Origin of the sequence: Pseudomonas sp. 3MA1, from assembly GCF_029237275.1 — a bacterium.
GTDB classification, from domain to species: Bacteria; Pseudomonadota; Gammaproteobacteria; order Pseudomonadales; family Pseudomonadaceae; genus Aquipseudomonas; species Aquipseudomonas fluorescens_AP.
On record NZ_JAACFX010000001.1, the window covers coordinates 709,695 to 727,460 of the forward strand.

Annotated in this window: 16 protein-coding genes and 1 pseudogene; 10 read left to right on the forward strand and 7 right to left on the reverse strand. The window is 61.2% G+C overall.

Annotated elements, in window-relative coordinates; all coding sequences use genetic code 11:
- The first annotated feature begins 197 nt into the window (after window positions 1–197).
- The 5 genes and pseudogenes from sucC (at window position 198) to GWQ44_RS03380 (ending at window position 5,288) form a co-directional block, all read left to right on the forward strand.
- A complete protein-coding gene (gene sucC, locus GWQ44_RS03360; RefSeq protein WP_009047768.1) occupies window positions 198–1,364 on the forward strand; it encodes an ADP-forming succinate--CoA ligase subunit beta in 1,167 nt (388 codons plus the stop codon).
- Window positions 1,364–2,245, forward strand: a complete 882-nt coding sequence (gene sucD / locus GWQ44_RS03365; protein ID WP_003223019.1) for a succinate--CoA ligase subunit alpha — start codon at window positions 1,364–1,366, stop codon at window positions 2,243–2,245. Before sucC ends, sucD begins: the two co-directional genes overlap by 1 nt.
- Before the next feature lie 428 nt (window positions 2,246–2,673).
- The gene (brnQ, locus tag GWQ44_RS03370) at window positions 2,674–3,987 is read left to right on the forward strand and encodes a branched-chain amino acid transport system II carrier protein (protein ID WP_275926633.1); all 1,314 of its coding nucleotides are present in this window, start codon (window positions 2,674–2,676) and stop codon (window positions 3,985–3,987) included.
- Window positions 3,988–4,149: 162 nt separating this feature from the next.
- The gene (locus tag GWQ44_RS03375; protein ID WP_016968092.1) at window positions 4,150–4,887 is read left to right on the forward strand and encodes a DUF599 family protein; all 738 of its coding nucleotides are present in this window, start codon (window positions 4,150–4,152) and stop codon (window positions 4,885–4,887) included.
- Window positions 4,887–5,288 (forward strand): annotated as a pseudogene (locus GWQ44_RS03380) (MAPEG family protein). Before GWQ44_RS03375 ends, GWQ44_RS03380 begins: the two are co-directional and overlap by 1 nt.
- 68 nt (window positions 5,289–5,356) lie before the next feature.
- Here GWQ44_RS03380 and GWQ44_RS03385 read toward each other — a convergent pair.
- The gene (locus GWQ44_RS03385) at window positions 5,357–5,608 is read right to left on the reverse strand and encodes a hypothetical protein (protein WP_016968094.1); all 252 of its coding nucleotides are present in this window, start codon (window positions 5,606–5,608) and stop codon (window positions 5,357–5,359) included.
- A gap of 158 nt (window positions 5,609–5,766) precedes the next feature.
- Between GWQ44_RS03385 and GWQ44_RS03390 the strand changes: the two genes are divergently transcribed.
- From GWQ44_RS03390 to GWQ44_RS03405, 4 genes are all read left to right on the forward strand, one after another.
- Window positions 5,767–6,243, forward strand: a complete 477-nt coding sequence (locus GWQ44_RS03390) for a PaaI family thioesterase (RefSeq protein WP_179597491.1) — start codon at window positions 5,767–5,769, stop codon at window positions 6,241–6,243.
- Window positions 6,240–6,692, forward strand: a complete 453-nt coding sequence (locus GWQ44_RS03395) for a PaaI family thioesterase (protein WP_275926634.1) — start codon at window positions 6,240–6,242, stop codon at window positions 6,690–6,692. Before GWQ44_RS03390 ends, GWQ44_RS03395 begins: the two co-directional genes overlap by 4 nt.
- Window positions 6,693–6,782: 90 nt before the next feature.
- Window positions 6,783–8,687 carry a molecular chaperone HtpG gene (gene htpG / locus GWQ44_RS03400; RefSeq protein WP_042942141.1) on the forward strand — a complete coding sequence of 635 codons (1,905 nt, stop codon included), beginning with the start codon at window positions 6,783–6,785 and terminating at the stop codon, window positions 8,685–8,687.
- A gap of 71 nt (window positions 8,688–8,758) precedes the next feature.
- On the forward strand, window positions 8,759–9,487 hold the full coding sequence (locus GWQ44_RS03405; RefSeq protein WP_275926635.1) for a dienelactone hydrolase family protein: 729 nt from the start codon (window positions 8,759–8,761) through the stop codon (window positions 9,485–9,487).
- Window positions 9,488–9,526: 39 nt separating this feature from the next.
- On the opposite strand, the gene GWQ44_RS03410 is transcribed toward GWQ44_RS03405, so the two are convergent.
- Together GWQ44_RS03410 and GWQ44_RS03415 are read right to left on the reverse strand one after the other, a co-directional pair.
- Window positions 9,527–10,399, reverse strand: coding sequence for a pirin family protein (locus tag GWQ44_RS03410; RefSeq protein ID WP_042942142.1), 873 nt, complete (start codon window positions 10,397–10,399; stop codon window positions 9,527–9,529).
- A gap of 63 nt (window positions 10,400–10,462) precedes the next feature.
- Window positions 10,463–10,879 carry an OsmC family protein gene (locus GWQ44_RS03415; protein WP_042942143.1) on the reverse strand — a complete coding sequence of 139 codons (417 nt, stop codon included), beginning with the start codon at window positions 10,877–10,879 and terminating at the stop codon, window positions 10,463–10,465.
- Between the two features lie 348 nt (window positions 10,880–11,227).
- On the opposite strand from GWQ44_RS03415, the gene GWQ44_RS03420 reads away from it, so the two are divergent.
- Window positions 11,228–12,853, forward strand: a complete 1,626-nt coding sequence (locus GWQ44_RS03420; RefSeq protein WP_047302754.1) for a methyl-accepting chemotaxis protein — start codon at window positions 11,228–11,230, stop codon at window positions 12,851–12,853.
- A gap of 121 nt (window positions 12,854–12,974) precedes the next feature.
- Here GWQ44_RS03420 and fabB read toward each other — a convergent pair whose 3' ends face one another.
- From fabB to GWQ44_RS03440, 4 genes are all read right to left on the reverse strand, one after another.
- Window positions 12,975–14,195, reverse strand: coding sequence for a beta-ketoacyl-ACP synthase I (gene fabB / locus GWQ44_RS03425; protein ID WP_016963486.1), 1,221 nt, complete (start codon window positions 14,193–14,195; stop codon window positions 12,975–12,977).
- An 11-nt stretch (window positions 14,196–14,206) separates the two neighbouring features.
- The gene (gene fabA, locus GWQ44_RS03430; protein WP_011060067.1) at window positions 14,207–14,722 is read right to left on the reverse strand and encodes a 3-hydroxyacyl-[acyl-carrier-protein] dehydratase FabA; all 516 of its coding nucleotides are present in this window, start codon (window positions 14,720–14,722) and stop codon (window positions 14,207–14,209) included.
- A gap of 247 nt (window positions 14,723–14,969) precedes the next feature.
- The gene (locus GWQ44_RS03435) at window positions 14,970–16,871 is read right to left on the reverse strand and encodes an ATP-binding protein (protein WP_047302759.1); all 1,902 of its coding nucleotides are present in this window, start codon (window positions 16,869–16,871) and stop codon (window positions 14,970–14,972) included.
- Window positions 16,868–17,764: an ABC transporter substrate-binding protein gene (locus tag GWQ44_RS03440; RefSeq protein WP_275926636.1), complete on the reverse strand. Its 897-nt coding sequence runs from the start codon at window positions 17,762–17,764 to the stop codon at window positions 16,868–16,870. Before GWQ44_RS03440 ends, GWQ44_RS03435 begins: the two co-directional genes overlap by 4 nt.
- Window positions 17,765–17,766: the final 2 nt, after the last annotated feature.

Genomic DNA, 17,766 nt, shown 5'->3' on the forward strand with positions numbered 1-17,766 from the left:
GTGAGCCTTGTGCGCAAGACTCACCGCGGAATATCCGCTGGACTCGACCTCTTGAGGTAGCGCCACACACTGGATCGGGGCCCAGGCTCCGGGTTGAGGGTGTGGCGCTGGTTTGAGAGTAGCGGTCACAGGTGGTGCGGCACTCAATATTGAGCGCAGCGCCGAATGCGCAGTACCTAACGAAGACGGTAAAAAGCATGAATCTTCACGAGTATCAGGGTAAGCAGCTGTTCGCTGAATACGGCCTGCCAGTATCCAAAGGCTACGCGGTAGACACCCCGGAAGAAGCAGCAGAAGCTTGCGACAAAATCGGCGGCTCCGAGTGGGTTGTCAAAGCCCAGGTTCACGCCGGTGGTCGCGGTAAAGCGGGCGGCGTTAAGCTGGTTCGCAGCAAAGAAGACGCTAAGGCATTCGCTCAGCAGTGGTTGGGCAAGCGTCTGGTGACCTATCAGACTGATGCCAATGGCCAGCCTGTCACCAAGATCCTGGTTGAATCGTGCACTGATATCGCTAAAGAGCTGTACCTGGGCGCTGTCGTTGACCGTTCGAGCCGTCGCATCGTGTTCATGGCTTCCACCGAAGGTGGCGTGGACATCGAGAAAATCGCTCACGACACTCCAGAAAAAATTCTCAAAGCCACTATCGATCCACTGGTTGGCGCTCAGCCATTCCAGGGTCGCGAGCTGGCTTTCCAACTGGGTCTGGAAGGCAAGCAAGTTGCCCAGTTCGCCAAGATCTTCGTGGGTCTGGCCAAACTGTTCCAGGATCACGATCTGGCCCTGCTGGAAGTGAACCCGCTGGTGATCAAGGCTGACGGCGATCTGCACTGCCTGGACGCCAAGATCAACATCGACGCCAACGCCATGTACCGTCAGCCTAAGCTGAAGACTTTCCACGATCCGTCGCAAGACGATCCGCGCGAAGCGCACGCTGCCAAGTTCGAACTGAACTACGTAGCCCTGGAAGGTAACATCGGCTGCATGGTCAACGGTGCCGGCCTGGCCATGGGTACCATGGACATCGTCAACCTGCACGGCGGTAAGCCAGCCAACTTCCTCGACGTAGGCGGTGGTGCTACCAAAGAGCGCGTGACCGAAGCCTTCAAGATCATTCTGTCCGACACCAACGTCGCTGCAGTGCTGGTCAACATCTTCGGCGGCATCGTTCGTTGCGACATGATTGCCGAAGGCATCATCGGCGCCGTGAAAGAAGTCGGCGTGAAAATCCCGGTTGTTGTTCGCCTTGAAGGCAACAACGCGGAACTGGGCGCTAAAGTACTGGCAGAAAGCGGCTTGAACATCATCGCTGCTACCAGCCTGACCGACGCTGCTCAACAAGTTGTCAAAGCTGCGGAGGGCAAATAATGAGCGTCCTGATCAATAAAGACACCAAAGTTATCTGCCAGGGCATTACCGGTTCGCAAGGTAGTTTCCACACTCAGCAGGCCATCGAATACGGCACCAAGATGGTTGGCGGCGTAACTCCTGGCAAAGGCGGCACCGAGCACCTGGGTCTGCCAGTGTTCAACACCGTGAAAGACGCTGTAGCTGCCACTGGCGCCACCGCCAGCGTGATCTACGTTCCAGCTCCTTTCTGCAAGGACTCGATCCTGGAAGCAGCGTTCGGCGGCATCAAGCTGATCGTCTGCATCACCGAAGGCATTCCTACCCTGGACATGCTGGACGCCAAGGTTAAGTGCGACGAGCTGGGTGTGACCCTGATCGGCCCTAACTGCCCAGGCGTGATCACCCCAGGCGAATGCAAGATCGGCATCATGCCAGGTCACATTCACTTGCCAGGCAAGGTCGGTATCGTTTCCCGTTCCGGCACCCTGACTTACGAAGCCGTCAAGCAGACCACTGACGCCGGTTTCGGTCAGTCCACCTGCGTCGGCATCGGTGGTGACCCGATCCCGGGCTCCAACTTCATCGACATCCTGAAGCTGTTCCAGGAAGACCCGAAGACCGAGGCGATCGTGATGATCGGCGAGATCGGCGGTTCGGCTGAAGAAGAAGCGGCTGCCTACATCAAGGCTCACGTGACCAAGCCGGTTGTTTCCTACATCGCTGGTGTGACTGCTCCTCCGGGCAAGCGCATGGGCCATGCTGGCGCAATCATCTCCGGCGGCAAAGGCACTGCAGACGAGAAATTCGCTGCACTGCAAGACGCAGGCGTGAAAACCGTGCGTTCGCTGGCAGACATCGGCAAGGCCCTGGCCGAGCTGACTGGTTGGGCGGTCAAGTAAGCCTCGCGCTTAGCTTGTAGCTCTTCCAGCAAAGGCCACCTTCGGGTGGCCTTTGTGCTTTCTGGCGTAGGGGCCGGCTTGCCGGCGAAGGGGCCTGGGCCGCGTGTTGTTCTTGCCGCGGCTTTCGCTGGCGAGCCAGCTCCTACACGAGTTGGCGCCTAGGCGAACGAGGCTTCGCGCAGGGGATTCATTCCGGTGGAAAAATAGTTTCAGAAAGGCGACATCCCGATGTCGCATATCAGAAAATTCTCATTGCGCCGGTGCGTTCGTCTTACAGATTCGGTAGGCTAGCCGCCTCTTTATGCGTCTGCTGCCCACAAGGTATCGGCGCGCTAAACGGGTCAGTCTTATACGGACTGACAGCATTTCCCTCACCCATAAGGGAAATCCCTCTCTAAATTCCGATTCAGTAGTGTGGTATTTCCTTAATGAAAGTGTTGAAAGGCCAGGACATTCTGGCGCTCGGCTTCATGACTTTTGCCCTGTTCGTCGGGGCTGGCAACATCATTTTCCCACCCATCGTCGGCTTGCAGTCCGGACCCCATGTCTGGATGGCGGCGCTGGGCTTTCTGATCACTGCAGTGGGCTTGCCGGTCATCACCGTGGTCGCCTTGGCCAAGGTCGGTGGCGCCATGGATGCGTTGAGCAGCCCCATCGGTAAAGTCGCTGGCGGTCTGTTGGCGGCGGTCTGTTACCTGGCGGTGGGTCCGCTGTTCGCCACGCCGCGCACGGCCACTGTGTCCTTTGAAGTGGGCCTGGCGCCACTGACCGGTGAAAGCCCGCTGGCACTGTTGTTCTACAGTTCGGCGTATTTCCTGCTGGTGTTCTTCATCTCGCTGTATCCAGGTCGTCTGCTGGACACCGTTGGCCGTTTCCTGGCGCCGCTGAAGATCATTGCCCTGGCGGTGCTGGGGATCGCAGCGTGCGCCCTGCCGGCCGGCAGCGTTGGCGAGGCCACGCCCGAGTATGTTGCCGCGCCATTCTCCCAGGGATTCATCAATGGCTACCTGACCATGGATACCTTGGGCGCCCTGGTGTTCGGCATCGTCATCGTCAATGCCATTCGCTCGCGCGGGGTCGAGTCGCCGCGACTGATCACCCGCTATGCGGTGATCGCCGGCCTGATTGCCGGGGTTGGCCTGGCGCTGGTGTACATCAGTTTGTTCCGCCTCGGTTCGGGCAGCCATGAAGTGGCAGCCGGTGCCACCAACGGCGCAGCGGTGCTGCATGCCTATGTGCAACACACCTTCGGCTCCCTGGGCAGCGGTTTCCTCGCGGTGCTGATCTCCCTGGCGTGCCTGGTGACCGCCGTGGGCCTGACTTGCGCCTGCGCCGAGTATTTCAGCCGCGTAACCCCTTTGTCTTACAAGACGCTGGTGGTCATCCTCGCGGTTTTCTCGCTGCTGGTATCCAACCTTGGCCTGACCAAGCTCATCGCCTTCTCGATCCCGGTGCTGACCGCCATCTATCCGCCCTGCATCGCCCTGGTGGCCCTGAGCTTCTGCAAGGAGTTCTGGCAGGATCAGCGCCGCATCGTCGGTCCGGTGATGCTGGTGTCCTTTGTCTTCGGCCTGATCGACGCACTCAAAGGCGCCGGCCTGGCCGATGGCCTGCCTAGCCAGTTGGCTCATCTGCCGTTGAGCGAGCAAGGCCTGGCCTGGCTGGTGCCTTCGGTGATCATCCTGGCGGTTGCCGTGATCTTCGACCGTATCCTGGGCAAACCGGCCGAAGCGCTGGCTTGATCCGTCGGCAAGGGTCCAGGGTCGCCACAAGCGGCTCATGAGCATCCAGAACAATGCCCCGTATCGATCGATACGGGGCATTTTTTATGGGGCTCGGGCAGTGCCTTTTTCCTCGGCGTGGCGTCGAAGCTGTGTCCTCTGCCACGCCTTACAGGAATTTGCATGTCGTTCGTCCAAGCCAACCTGATCCATTTACTGGCCGCTTTGTGGTTCGTCATCTGCTGGGGCGGCTACACCCGCTATGCCACCTGGAAGGGGCGGGACACCGCCTGCCTGGCCAGTGTCCTGCACCTGTATCGCGAGGACTGGATGCGCCGCATGCTGTTGCGTGACAACCGTATCGCCGACGCCAGTGTGATCGGCAATCTGGAACGCAACGCATCGTTCTTCGCCTCCAGCACCCTGATCATCCTGGCGGGCATTCTTACCGTGCTCGGAGCCTCGGAACGCGCGGTGTCGCTGCTGGCGGACATTCCCATGGTCCAGCAGGCTTCGCAGGGCATGTCGGAGATCAAGCTGCTGTGTCTGGCGCTGGTATTCGTCTACGCCTTCTTCACCTTCAGTTGGTGCATGCGCCAGTACAACTTCGCCGCGGTTCTGGTGGGCTCGGCGCCGATGATCGGTGAGCGCCAGGTGTCCGAGCAGGAGCGCAAGGCTTTCGCTTCCAGGGCGGCGCGGGTCATTTCCATGGCGGCCAACCAGTTCAACTTCGGTTTGCGCTCCTATTACTTCGGCATGAGTATGCTGGCCTGGTTTGTCAGTCCCTGGCTGTTCATGGTGATGAGCGCGGGGGTGGTGCTGGTGCTCTATCGTCGCGAGTTTCATTCCGACGTGCTGGATGTGATGGTCTATACCCCTACGGAGGCGCCATTGCCCGAGACAAACAAGGAGATAGGCTGATGAGTATTGCGTTCTGGTGCGTGTTTGTCAGTGCGCTGCTGATTTTCATCGCTCGCATCCCGGTGGCCAAGGCCATGAAAGAGTAGGGCGGTTACAACAACCATCTGCCGCGTCAGCAACAGGCCCAACTGACCGGGCTTGGCGCGCGGGCGCTGGCGGCGCATCAGAACAGTTTCGAGGCCTTCATGCTGTTTGCGGTCGGGGTGCTGATGGCGCATGTCACCCAGACCCAAGGTTGGTTGATCGATACCCTGGCCATCACCTTTGTGATTGCCCGGATCTTCTACCTGGCGTGCTATCTGGCGGATCTGACCTGGCAGCGAAGTCTGTTCTGGGCAGTGGGGATCTTGTGTTCCTTGTTATTGATGCTTAGTCCAACTTTTCGCTGGCTGCTGATGTAGTCATTATTAGTGGACACAATAAAGCCCGCACTTGGCGGGCTTTATTTTTATCTGGCGCTAAAACCGAGTTAGTTGGTTTTAGGGGCGGCTTCCTTGGCGCTTTCTTCGGCTGCGGCTTTGTTGGATTCAGCCTGATCTTTGGCAGCTTCGGCGTTTTCCTTGGCAGCTTCGTTCACTTTATCCTGAGCTTCGTTCATTTTTTGTTGAGCTTGCTCAGCATGTTGGTTGGCATCTTGAGCTTTGTCCTCGGATTTTTTGTCACAGGCAGCCAGACCGAGGGAAGCGGTCAGCATCAGGGCAATAGCTAAAGTCTTACGCATGGGGTGTTTCTCCTTAGTGAAGATATCTACTGGCCTTTCGATCATGGCCTTGTGATTTAAGTTCCTTGGGCGGCCTAGATATATTAAGTATTTGTTGTACGGAACTTTTATCGACCTGGCTAACCGCTGATTCCTGACACTAACAAGAGAGATAATCCATGGCGCAGAATCCTGTTTTCGAGCGTGCGATGCGCTTTCTTTCCGCCTTGCGACACTGCCAGGTGCTGGGGATCAGCGTGCACAGTGCCTCACCGGAGGGCATGACCCTGACCTTGCCCTACAGCCCGCAGATCGTTGGCGATCCCCACACTGGAATCATCCACGGTGGCGCCCTGACCACCCTCATGGACACGGCCTGTGGCATGGCCACGCTGTGTGTATTGCCGGAGTTCGAGGTCTGCCCGACCCTGGACCTGCGCATCGACTACATGCACCCGGCGGTGCCTCATCACGACGTGCATGGTTTTGCCGAGTGTTATCGGGTCACCACCGATGTGATCTTTGCCCGCGGTTTTGCCTATCAGGACGACCCGCAGCGCCCGGTTGCCCATGTGGTCGGCACGTTCATGCGCATGGGCAAGGGCCTCAAGGGCACCCCGGGGTTCGCCTCAGCCCTCAAGGGGGCGCGTCCATGAGCGAAGATCTCAAGCTATTGCTGGAACAAGCTCACCAACAGGGCGACTACGCTCCCTTGCTGCAGAAGATTCCCTACGCCGCCCTGATCGGCATCGAGTGCTCGCGCCTGGGAGACGAGTTGCTGTTTCGCTTGCCGGCCAACAAGGACAACATCGGCAATCCCTTGCTGCCGGCACTGCATGGCGGTGTGATCGCCGGTTTCATGGAGTTGGCGGCGGCTGTGCACCTGTTGATCTTTACCGGCTCTCCCAGGGTGCCGAAGATCATCGATTTTTCCCTGGATTACCTGCGTGCCGGGCAGTTTCGCGACACCTTCGCCCGCTGCCAGGTCTGGCGTCAGGGGCGACGCGTGGCCAACGTCGCGATCACCGCCTGGCAGAGCACCGCCGACGAGCCGATTGCCACCGCCCGTGCACATTTCAAGATCGAAGAGACACCCGCCCCTTGAAATCCGGCGAGCTACCCCCACTTCCATGTCATCCCGCCGCTCTCCGCTTCCGGAGCGCGACCACAGCCATCTGATTGGAGTTTGATGACCATGAGTGTGGAAACTCAAAAGGAAACCCTGGGCTTCCAGACCGAGGTGAAGCAACTGCTGCACCTCATGATCCATTCGTTGTATTCCAATAAGGAAATCTTCCTTCGCGAATTGATCTCGAACGCCTCTGACGCCGTCGACAAATTGCGTTTCGAAGCCCTGTCCAAGCCCGAGTTGCTGGAAGGTGGCGCGGAACTGAAAATCCGTGTGAGCTTCGACAAGGACGCCAAGACCGTCACCCTCGAAGACAACGGTATCGGCATGAGCCGTGAAGATGTCATCACTCACCTGGGGACCATCGCCAAGTCCGGCACCGCCGACTTCATGAAAAACCTCACCGGCGATCAGAAGAAGGACTCGCACCTGATCGGTCAGTTCGGCGTGGGTTTCTACTCCGCGTTCATCGTTGCCGACCAGGTCGAAGTGTTCAGCCGCCGTGCCGGTCTGCCGGCCAGCGAAGGCGTGCACTGGTCGTCCAAGGGCGAAGGCGAGTTCGAGGTGGCGACCATCGACAAGGCCGAGCGCGGCACCCGCATCGTTCTGCACCTGAAATCCGGTGAAGACGAGTTCGCCGATGGCTGGCGCCTGCGCAACATCATCAAGAAGTACTCCGACCACATCGCCCTGCCGATCGAGCTGCCGAAACAGGCCGCTGCTGCCGAAGGCGAAGAGAAACCGGCACTGGAATGGGAAACCGTCAACCGCGCCAGTGCCCTGTGGACCCGTCCGCGTACCGAGATCAAGGACGAGGAATACCAGGAGTTCTACAAGCACATCGCCCATGACTTCGAGAACCCGCTGAGCTGGAGCCACAACAAGGTTGAAGGCAAGCTGGAATACAGCTCGCTGCTCTACGTACCGGCTCGCGCGCCGTTCGACCTGTACCAGCGTGAAGCGCCGAAGGGCCTCAAGCTCTACGTGCAGCGCGTGTTCGTCATGGATCAGGCCGAGTCGTTCCTGCCGCTGTACCTGCGCTTCATCAAGGGCGTGGTGGATTCCAACGACCTGTCGCTGAACGTCTCGCGGGAAATCCTGCAGAAAGACCCGATCATCGATTCGATGAAGTCGGCGCTGACCAAGCGCGTGCTGGACATGCTGGAAAAACTGGCGAAGAACGAGCCCGAGCAATACAAGGGCTTCTGGAAGAACTTCGGCCAGGTGATGAAGGAAGGCCCGGCCGAAGACTTCGCCAACAAGGAAAAGATCGCCGGCCTGCTGCGCTTCGCTTCCACTCAGGGCGACGACGGCGAGCAGACCGTGTCCCTGGCCGACTACCTGGCTCGCGCCAAGGAAGGTCAGGACAAGATCTACTTCCTCACCGGCGAATCCTACGCCCAGGTGAAGAACAGCCCGCACCTGGAAGTCTTCCGCAAGAAAGGCATCGAAGTGCTGCTGCTCACCGACCGCATCGACGAGTGGCTGATGAGCTACCTCAACGAATTCGACGGCAAGAGCTTTGTCGACGTGGCGCGTGGCGACCTGGACCTGGGCAACCTGGACTCCGAAGAGGACAAGAAGGCCGCCGAGGAAGTCGCCAAGACCAAGGAAGGCCTGGTTGAGCGGATCAAGACCGCCCTGGGCGAGAGCGTCAGCGAAGTGCGGGTTTCTCACCGCCTGACTGACTCGCCGGCGATCCTCGCTATTGGCGAGCAGGACCTGGGGCTGCAAATGCGTCAGATCCTTGAAGCCAGCGGGCAGAAGGTTCCGGATTCCAAGCCGATCTTCGAATTCAACCCGACTCACCCGCTGATCGAGAAACTCGACGGCGAGCAGAACGAAGAGCGCTTTGGCGACCTGTCGCACATCCTCTTCGATCAAGCGGCCCTGGCGGCCGGTGACAGCTTGAAAGACCCGGCGGCCTATGTGCGCCGACTGAACAAGCTGCTGGTTGAACTGTCGGTTTAATCAGGTTGCAGGAAAAACCCGCTTCGGCGGGTTTTTTCATTCTGGTGTCCCCCTACTGGAGAAGATGAGTCATGAGTCAAATCACCGTGCGTTCCGTGGTCTATCAGATCGATGGCCAGCCCTATGAAGGTCGCCTGGCCTTCGATGCCGCCCATAAAGGCGCGCTCCCGGGGTTGCTGATGGCGCCGAACTGGATGGGTGTCAGCGCCGGCGCGGAGAAGCTCGCCGAGTCGGTGGCGGCCAAGGGCTATGTGGTGCTGATCGCCGACTTGTATGGCCAGTCGCTGCGTCCCAGCGATGCCAGCCAGGCCGGTGCCGCGATGATGCCGCTCAAGGATGACCGGGCGCTGCTGCGTAAACGCATGCAGGCGGCCTTTAGCGCGCTGCAGAGCCAGACCGAGGCCGCGGTGGACGTCTCCAGGCTGGCCACCTTCGGCTTCTGCTTTGGCGGCTGCTGCGCCCTGGAGCTGGCCCGCAGCGGGGCGCCGGTGAAGGCCGCGGTGTCGTTCCACGGCACCTTGGATACGCCCACCCCGGCTGACGCGCAGAACATCAAGGGCTCGGTGCTGGTGTTGCACGGTGCGGCCGATCCGTTCGTGGCCAGGGAGCAATTGCCGGCCTTCGAAGCGGAAATGGATGCGGCGGGGGTGGACTGGCAACTGGTCAGCTACGGTGGCGCGGTGCATTCCTTCACCGACACCCACGCCAACCTGCCGGGCAAGATGATGTACGACGCCAAGACCTCCGCCCGAGCCTTCGCCGCCATGCATTACCTGTTGGATGAAGTGTTCCAGGGCTGAGCGCAACCCCACTGATCCGTAGGCGCAGGCTTCTGCGGGTCAGTGGCGGGAGGCGGGCAGTTCGATGCGCTCGTTTTCTCCCGGCACCTGCGGCCAGTCTCCGGCCGCCCAGCGCTTGCGTGCGGCATCGATCAACAGTGGGTCGCTGGCGACAAAGTTCCAGTTGATCCGTCGCGGCCCGTCCAGAGGCGCACCGCCGAGCAGTACTGCATGGCAGTCGCTCTCGGCGAACAGCGTGGCGTTTTCTCCTTCCGGCAACAGCACCAGCGAGTGCGGGGGCAATGGCTCGCCGTCCAGTTGTGCCTCGCCGTCCAGTACATACAGCGCGCGTTGCTGATGCTCGGTGGGAATCAACAGGCTGGTGGCGGTCTGCAGGCGCAGTTCGGCATACAGGGTCGGGGAGAGCACCGGCACCGGCGATTCCAGGCAGAAGCCGCTGCCGGCGATCATGCGGATCATGACCCCGAGGTTGTCGCTCACCGGCAGTGTGGCTGCGGGGTGATGGCTGTAGTGCCCAGGCCCTTGTTCATGTTCCTTGGGCGAGGCCAGCCAGACCTGCAAGCCATGCATTGCAAAATCCTCGCCCAGCAAAGCCTCGGGTGTGCGTTCGACGTGAGCGATGGCGCTGCCGGCGGTCATCCAGCTGACATCCCCGGGCAGGACGATCTGGTCCGAGCCGAGGCTGTCCTTGTGCTGGATCTGTCCTGCGAACAGGTAGGTCAGGGTGGACAGGCCGATATGCGGGTGCTGGCGGATGTTCATGCCTTTGCCGGCCGGGTAGGAGGTGCTCAGCATGTGGTCGAAGAACACGAAAGGCCCGACGCTGCGGCATTGCGCCGAAGGCAGGGGGCGCAGGATAGGCTGGCCTTCGACGTCCTCGACGCGGGGGCGGATCACTAGGGGCGAATTCATGGCGGACTCCAGGCTGATCGGGGTTATGCCCGCCAGCATAACCCCCGGCTGCCAGCCTTGCCGCTACTGGCTGAAGGCGCCTTCGGACAGGTGAGTCTCGATGCTGACTTCACTGGTGGTCATCAGCTTGTGGATCGGGCAGCGGTCGGCTACCCGGTGCAACTCTTCACGCTGGGCGTCGGTGAGCACGCCCTTGAGGGTCAGCTTCACGTGCAGGGCGTACTTGCCTTGCTGTTCCTGGCTGTTGTCGTGCTTGAGCTCCACGGTGACGCCGGTGAGCGGGATGTTCTTCTTCTGTGCGTAGAGCTTGAGGGTCAGGGCCTTGCAGGCCCCCAGGGCGGCATCGAAATAATCGTGGGGTTCGGGGGCAGTGCCTTCGCCACCGGCGTACTGCGGCAGGTCGGTGAACAACTGATGGTCGTCGACCTGGATGCTGTGGCGGAAACCTTCGCTGGACTCGGTATTGACGGTAATGGTCATGGCAAACCTCAGGCAGTGATGAATGTCGGATCGGGTGGTAAAGGTGCTGAAGTTATAGAGCATTCGCCGGCGCAGGCGTTCAGGTTTTTACTTCCGGTAGTCAGTGGCCAGTGTCGCGCCGATGAAGGTGCAAGCAGCGCTGAATCAGCCGGTTTCGCGGTGCCAGCTGCACCGTTTGATCGGAAAAGTGCCGACTTTCGTCGAGCTGAATCGTTTTACTCTCAGGTATCGAAGCCATAGGGCGTTTTGATATCACGTTTTTGTCTTACGCAAATTTCCGCCAGCCCGATACCGTCTAAGAGCACCCTGCTGCAAGCTCTTGCAGCGCTCTAGGAAGGAGCCAAAGGAATGAGTCTCAGAAGTCTCAACATTGCCCCCCGCGCCAGCCTGGGTTTTGGCTTGCTGGCGCTGATGGTGTTTGTCCTCGGCGCATTTGCCCTGATGCAGATGGCCAACATGCGCCAGCAGTCCGATGAAGTGGAAAGCAACTGGTTGCCCAGCGTCATGTCGGTGGGCGACATGAGCCAGGACTTGCTGCGGCTTCGCGCCTTGACCCTGCGCCTGCTAATCAATCGCGACCCTCAGGCCCTGGCCCAGAACGAAGCCAAGATCAATGACATCAAGAGTGGCCTGGGCGCTGCCCAGGGGCGCTATGAGTCGCTGATTGTGCTGCCCCAGGAGCGGGTCCTGTTCGATCGCTTCAAGGACGTGGAGAAGCAGTACCTGCAGCGTCAGGCCCAGGTCATGGCCTTCTCCAGCCAGAACCAGCTGGAGGAGGCGGTCAAGGTGGTCAACGGTGAAATGAACCAGTTGGCCGATGAAATGGCCGCGACACTGCATGACCTGATCGAGTTGAACAAGCAAAGTGCGACCCAGGCCACGGATCTGGCCCAGGCTGTCTTCAGCAAGTCGCGAGTCTGGGTGGTGGGGATGATCGTGGTGGCGGCACTGGTGACCATCGGCCTGGCCTTGTTGTTGACCCGCAGCATCGTCCTGCCGCTGGCGCAGTCCTTGCGCGTCGCCGAGGTGGTGGCCGGCGGCGACCTGACCGGGGAGATCACCGTGATCGGCAAGGACGAGCCGGCGCGCCTGTTGCTGGCGCTCAAGGCCATGCAGCACAGCTTGCGCGAAACCATCCGGCGCATTTCCGACTCCTCCAGCCAGCTTGCCTCGGCTTCCGAGGAGCTCAGTTGCGTCACCGAGGACGCCACTCGCGGCTTGCACCAGCAGAGCCAGGAGATCGAACAGGCGGCCACGGCGGTAAATCAGATGACTGCCGCGGTGGAGGAGGTGGCGAGCAACGCGGTGGCCACTTCCGAAGCGTCCCGGGAGTCGGATCGGATCGCCCAGCACGGGCGCGAACAAGTGCATCAGACCGTGCTGTCCATCGAGTCGCTGGCCGAGGATGTGACCGCCAATGCCAGTCAGGTGGAGCAGCTGGCGCAGAAGGTCTACGGCATCAGCAAGGTGCTGGAGGTGATTCGCTCCATCGCCGAGCAGACCAACCTGCTGGCCCTGAACGCGGCCATCGAGGCGGCGCGGGCAGGAGATGCCGGGCGCGGCTTCGCTGTGGTGGCCGATGAAGTGCGAGCCCTGGCCCACCGGACCCAGCAATCGACCCAGGAAATCGAGCAGATGATCGGCGGTATCCAGCAGGGCACCGATCAGGCGGTCAGCTCCATGCAGCAAAGCAATAGTCGCGCTCATTCGACCCTGGAAGTGGCCAAGGCGGCGGGGCAGGCACTGGAGGAAATCGCTTCGGCCTTCACCCTGATCAACGAGCGCAACATCGTGATCGCCAGTGCCTCGGAGCAACAGGCCGCGGTGGCGCGGGAAGTGGACCGCAACCTGATGAACATCCGCAACCTGGCGTTGCAGACCTCGGCGGGGGCCAATCAGACCAGCGCCGCCAGCCAGGAGTTGTCGCGGCTGGCGGTGGACCTGAACAGCATGGTGGCGCGCTTCTCGGTGTGAGGCTGTTTCGCCGGCAATCCGTTTCATGCAGGAGGCGCAGGAGTCGGCTTGCCGGCGAACGCCAGGCGAAAAAAAAGCCCCGAACCGGTCGGGGCTTTTTCATTCAGCGAAGCGGCGAGGCTTACTTGCCCTGCCAGCGCTTCAGTACCAGGGTGGCGTTGGTGCCACCGAAGCCGAAGCTGTTGCTCATCACGGTGTTGATGGTGGCGTCTTCGCGAGTCTTGGTCAGGATTGGCATGTCGGCCACTTCCGGGTCCAGCTCGTCGATGTTGGCCGAACCGGCCATGAAGTTGCCTTCCATCATCAGCATGCAATAGATCGCTTCGTGGACGCCGGCGGCGCCCAGGGAGTGACCCGACAGGCTCTTGGTGGAGCTGATGGCCGGAGCCTTGTCGCCGAACACTTCACGCACGCCTTTCATTTCCGCGACGTCGCCGACCGGGGTCGAGGTGCCGTGGGTGTTCAGGTAGTCGATCGGGGTGTCGACGGTGGACATGGCCATCTGCATGCAGCGGATCGCGCCTTCGCCGCTTGGGGCCACCATGTCGTAGCCGTCGGAAGTGGCGCCGTAGCCGACGATTTCCGCGTAGATCTTGGCACCACGGGCCAGAGCGTGTTCCAGCTCCTCGACCACCACCATGCCGCCACCGCCGGCGATGACGAAACCGTCACGCTTGGCGTCGTAGGCGCGAGAGGCTTTTTCCGGGGTTTCGTTGTACTGGGTGGACAGGGCGCCCATGGCGTCGAACAGGAACGACTGGGTCCAATGCTCTTCTTCACCGCCGCCGGCGAAGACGATGTCCTGCTTGCCCATCTGGATCTGTTCCATGGCGGTGCCGATGCAGTGAGCACTGGTGGCGCAGGCAGAAGCGATGGAGTAGTTCAGGCCCTTGATCTTGAACGGCGTGGCCAGGCAAGCGGAAACGGTGCTGCTCATGGTCCGCGTGACGCGGTATGGGCCAACGCGCTTGACGCCTTTCTCGCGCAGGATGTCCAGCGCTTCCATCTGGTTCAAGGTCGAAGCGCCACCGGAGCCGGCGATCAGGCCGGTACGCGGGTTGGACACTTGTTCTTCGCTCAGGCCGGAGTCGGCGATGGCGTCTTTCATGGCCAGGTAGGCATAAGCCGCCGCGTGGCCGACGAAGCGATAGATCTTGCGATCGATCAGTTCTTCGAGGTTCAGGTCAATGGAGCCGGAAACCTGGCTACGCAGACCCATTTCGGCATATTCCGGGTTGAAGCGGATGCCAGGGCGACTTGCACGCAGGTTAGCGGAGACGGTCTCTTTGTCATTGCCCAGGCACGAAACAATGCCAAGACCAGTGATAACGACGCGGCGCATGCGGATAACCCTTAGAAGTTGTCAGTGGAGGTAAACACGCCGACCCGGAGGCCTTCGGCGGTATAGATTTCGCGGCCGTCAACGCTGACCGAGCCATCGGCGATGGCCATGTTCAGCTTGCCCTTGAGCACGCGCTTGATATGAATGTTGTAGGTGACCTTTTTTGCCGTCGGCAGAACCTGGCCGAAGAACTTCACTTCTCCCGAACCCAGGGCGCGACCGCGGCCCGGCAGGCCTTGCCAGCCAAGGAAGAAACCGACCAGCTGCCACATGGCATCCAGGCCCAGGCAGCCCGGCATCACCGGATCGCCTTCGAAGTGGCAAGCGAAGAACCACAGGTCTGGAGTGATATCCAGCTCAGCGACCAATTCACCTTTACCGTACTTGCCACCCTCTTCGCTGATATGGGTGATGCGATCCACCATCAGCATGTTGGGGGCGGGCAGTTGCGCGTTACCTGGGCCGAACAGCTCACCGCGACTGCAGCGCAGCAGGTCTTCCCGAGTAAAGGCGTTTTGTTTGGTCATGCGAGCTCCTCAATAGTCCCGTGCGGCAGGGTTGGGCAATCTTCCCGGCCGATCGAAGCGTTCATGCCTCGAGCCGGCAGCCTACTCATAGACTATTGCGTTGTAGTGAAAGTCACAGCGCCAAGGGTATGAAAGTACACTTGTTCACTGAAATTTTTTTTGAGGGCCTTTTCAGGGCCCCGTCGGGTGCCTAAGACTGCCGCACTTTCGCCCGTCACGCCAGTCGCACCTGTTGGAAAATAGCCTCTTACTGCACCCAACGTTGGAGAATTTGCTGCAGATCCGCACGCTTGAACGGCTTGGCCAGGTAGTCGTTCATGCCCGCTGCCAGGCAGGCTTCGCGGTCGCCCTGCAAGGCGTTGGCGGTCAGGGCGATGATCGGCAGATCGGCGCAGCCGGGCAATTGGCGGATCTGCCGGGTGGCTTCATAACCATCGACCAGCGGCAGTCGGCAATCCATCAGAATCGCTTCGAAAATCAGGCTCTCGGCGCTGCGCACCGCCTGGGCGCCGTCGGTGACGACGCTCACGGTGAAGCCCAGGCTGCGCAGCATGGCCTGGATCACGGTCTGGTTCACCGGGTTGTCTTCCACCAGCAGCACATTGCGCCCTTCGCCCGGGTGAGCGGCGGTGCTGACTCGCGGCGCCAGCACCGGCAGGCTTTGCTGGAACAGCGCCAGGGGGATCTCCAGGGTGAACACCGAGCCGCGGCCTTCCTCGCTCTGGGCCCGCAGGGTGCCGCCCATGCGCTCGGCCAGGGTGCGGGCAATGGGCAGGCCCAGGCCGGTGCCGCCGTACCGCCGGGAGATGCTGCTGTCGGCCTGCTGGAAGGCATCGAACATCAGCTCCAGGCTGGCGGGGCTGATACCGATTCCGCTGTCGCGTACCGCACAGGTGAACCACAGCAGCTCGTGATCCAGGGCCTGCCACTGCGCTTCGATGACGACGCTGCCTTGTTCGGTGAACTTCAGGGCGTTGCCGATCAGGTTCACCAGAATCTGCCGGATGCGCGTCGGGTCGCCCTTGACCTGCAGCGACTCCATGCCCGGCGGCAGGCGCAGTTGCAGGTCCAGGCCGCGCTGCAGGGCGCTGTGCTGGAAGGCCTGGGCCGAGCTGCTGATCAGTTCGGCGAGGTTGAATGGAATGTGTTCCAGCTCCAGGGCCGAGCGTTCGATGCGGGAGAAATCGAGGATGTCGTTGATCACCTTCAGCAGGTGTTCGGTGGATTCCGAAGCCAGGGCCGCGTACTCGCTCTGCTCCTGGGTCATCTCGGTGGTTTCCAGCAGCTGCAGCATGCCCAGCACGCCGTTCATCGGGGTGCGCAGTTCGTGGCTCATCATCGCCAGGAAATCCGATTTCGCCTTGTTCGCCCGTTCCGCTTCTTCCCGGGTCTGGATCAGTTGTGACATGGCCTGTTGCTGCTCGCGGCTGGCCAGTTCCAGGCCGGCGGCGAGGTTGTTGATGTGGCGTGCCAGATTGCCCAGCTCGCCGTCGTCGACAATCGGCAGCGGCGCCTTGAAGTCGCCTTCCTGGATCGCCTTGACCGCGTGACCCATGGCGCTGATGGGTTGCGCCAGGCCGGCAGCCAGGCGCCGGGCCAGGAGGAAGGTGAAGAGCAGGGCGAACAGGGCGAGGATCGCGGCCTTGAGGAGAATTTCCTGCTGGCGCTGGCTGAAGGCGTCGTTGGACATGCCGACAATGACCCGGCCCAGATACCCGTCGCCCTGGGGGCCCAGGTTGGTCGGGTCATTTTCCAGGAAATCGTTGTGCACCTGGATCCGCTGCAAGCGCACCGGCGCCTGGAACACCTTGATCTGTTGCGCCTGTTTATGGCTGGCCGACGCTTGCTCGACATACACCAGGATGTTGTTGGCGCTGTCCTGCACCTCCAGGAACTGCACGTGGGGCGTGGCCAGGGTGGCCTGCAACAGGCTTTCCAGGCCTTCGTTGTTGCCGGAGATCACGCCGTACTCGGTGGCCGGCGCCAGTTGGTTGGCAATCAGCTGGCCGGTGTGGTTCAGCTCCTGGCGCAGGTCCTGAATGCGCACGAAGGTGAAGAAGCTGATCAGCAACAGGGTCAGGAGCAAGGCCGGGCCGAGGCTGATGAGCTGCGTGCGGGTGTGGATGTCCCATCGGCGACGCAATTTCATGGGCGTTGCTCTCCTTCACTCAGTTGGCGCGCGACGGCTTGCGGGTCGATTTCCTCGATGCCCAGTGAGCGTGCCACCTGTGGATTGCTCAGTACTTTGAAGTCCGCCGGGTACAGCGCCCGGGGCCAGCGGTTCGGCGCCTGTTCCAGCAGGTTGTCCAGGGTCTTGAGCCAGTCCTGCTGGTCGCTGTAGGTGCTGGCCAGGCTCCCGGCCCTGACGAAGCCGGCATTGGGGCCGATCAGCGCGCGTTGCTGGGCGTAGCTGCTGAGCAGCAGGTTCTTCACGGTTTTCGGGTTGTACAGCTTGGGGTCATCCAGGCCCAGCAGCACGTCGCTGTTGCGCAACAGGTTTTGCAATGGGCGGCTGTCATGGGTGCTGTCCCAGGGTTCGGCGACGATCTCCAGGCCCAGGGATTGCGCGGCGCCACGCAGCTCGTTGAGCAGGAACTGGCTGTCCTCGCTGTAGAGCACGCCAACCCGGCGCGCCTGGGGCAAGATCTTGCGGATCAGGTGCAACTGACGACTTGGCGGTGGATCGCTCCAGAGCAGGCTGAGCCCGGGGGGATGGGTGCCCTGCAGGCGCTGTTGGGCTTGCAGGCGGCTGATGCGCAGGACCAGGGTAGCCGGGCCTCGGGGATCTTGCAGGCGCCAGTCGAGGCTTTGCGGGTCCAGCAGAATCAGGCGCGTGGCGCTGGGCAGTTGGCCCGGCGCCGGCAGTTGCTCCAGCGCAACGAAGCGCACCTGGTCCTGGGGGCGCTGGGCGGCCAGTTCGGCGGTGAAGGTGCGTACCGCCGGGTTGTCCTCGCTGGCGGTCAGCAAGACGTCGGCGGCGCGCAGCGGCGTGCACAGCAGCAGGCTCAGCAGGAACAGGCCCCAGCCGAGTCGGCGACGCATGC

Excerpts from the sequence above, each read along its gene's own strand:
- sucC (WP_009047768.1), top strand. The coding sequence starts at position 198 with ATGAATCTTCACGAGTATCAGGGTAAGCAGCTGTTCGCTGAATACGGC.
- sucD (WP_003223019.1), top strand. The coding sequence starts at position 1,364 with ATGAGCGTCCTGATCAATAAAGACACCAAAGTTATCTGCCAGGGCATT.
- brnQ (WP_275926633.1), top strand. The coding sequence starts at position 2,674 with ATGAAAGTGTTGAAAGGCCAGGACATTCTGGCGCTCGGCTTCATGACT.
- GWQ44_RS03375 (WP_016968092.1), top strand. The coding sequence starts at position 4,150 with ATGTCGTTCGTCCAAGCCAACCTGATCCATTTACTGGCCGCTTTGTGG.
- GWQ44_RS03385 (WP_016968094.1), bottom strand. The coding sequence starts at position 5,608 with ATGCGTAAGACTTTAGCTATTGCCCTGATGCTGACCGCTTCCCTCGGT.
- GWQ44_RS03390 (WP_179597491.1), top strand. The coding sequence starts at position 5,767 with ATGGCGCAGAATCCTGTTTTCGAGCGTGCGATGCGCTTTCTTTCCGCC.
- GWQ44_RS03395 (WP_275926634.1), top strand. The coding sequence starts at position 6,240 with ATGAGCGAAGATCTCAAGCTATTGCTGGAACAAGCTCACCAACAGGGC.
- htpG (WP_042942141.1), top strand. The coding sequence starts at position 6,783 with ATGAGTGTGGAAACTCAAAAGGAAACCCTGGGCTTCCAGACCGAGGTG.
- GWQ44_RS03405 (WP_275926635.1), top strand. The coding sequence starts at position 8,759 with ATGAGTCAAATCACCGTGCGTTCCGTGGTCTATCAGATCGATGGCCAG.
- GWQ44_RS03410 (WP_042942142.1), bottom strand. The coding sequence starts at position 10,399 with ATGAATTCGCCCCTAGTGATCCGCCCCCGCGTCGAGGACGTCGAAGGC.
- GWQ44_RS03415 (WP_042942143.1), bottom strand. The coding sequence starts at position 10,879 with ATGACCATTACCGTCAATACCGAGTCCAGCGAAGGTTTCCGCCACAGC.
- GWQ44_RS03420 (WP_047302754.1), top strand. The coding sequence starts at position 11,228 with ATGAGTCTCAGAAGTCTCAACATTGCCCCCCGCGCCAGCCTGGGTTTT.
- fabB (WP_016963486.1), bottom strand. The coding sequence starts at position 14,195 with ATGCGCCGCGTCGTTATCACTGGTCTTGGCATTGTTTCGTGCCTGGGC.
- fabA (WP_011060067.1), bottom strand. The coding sequence starts at position 14,722 with ATGACCAAACAAAACGCCTTTACTCGGGAAGACCTGCTGCGCTGCAGT.
- GWQ44_RS03435 (WP_047302759.1), bottom strand. The coding sequence starts at position 16,871 with ATGAAATTGCGTCGCCGATGGGACATCCACACCCGCACGCAGCTCATC.
- GWQ44_RS03440 (WP_275926636.1), bottom strand. The coding sequence starts at position 17,764 with ATGCGTCGCCGACTCGGCTGGGGCCTGTTCCTGCTGAGCCTGCTGCTG.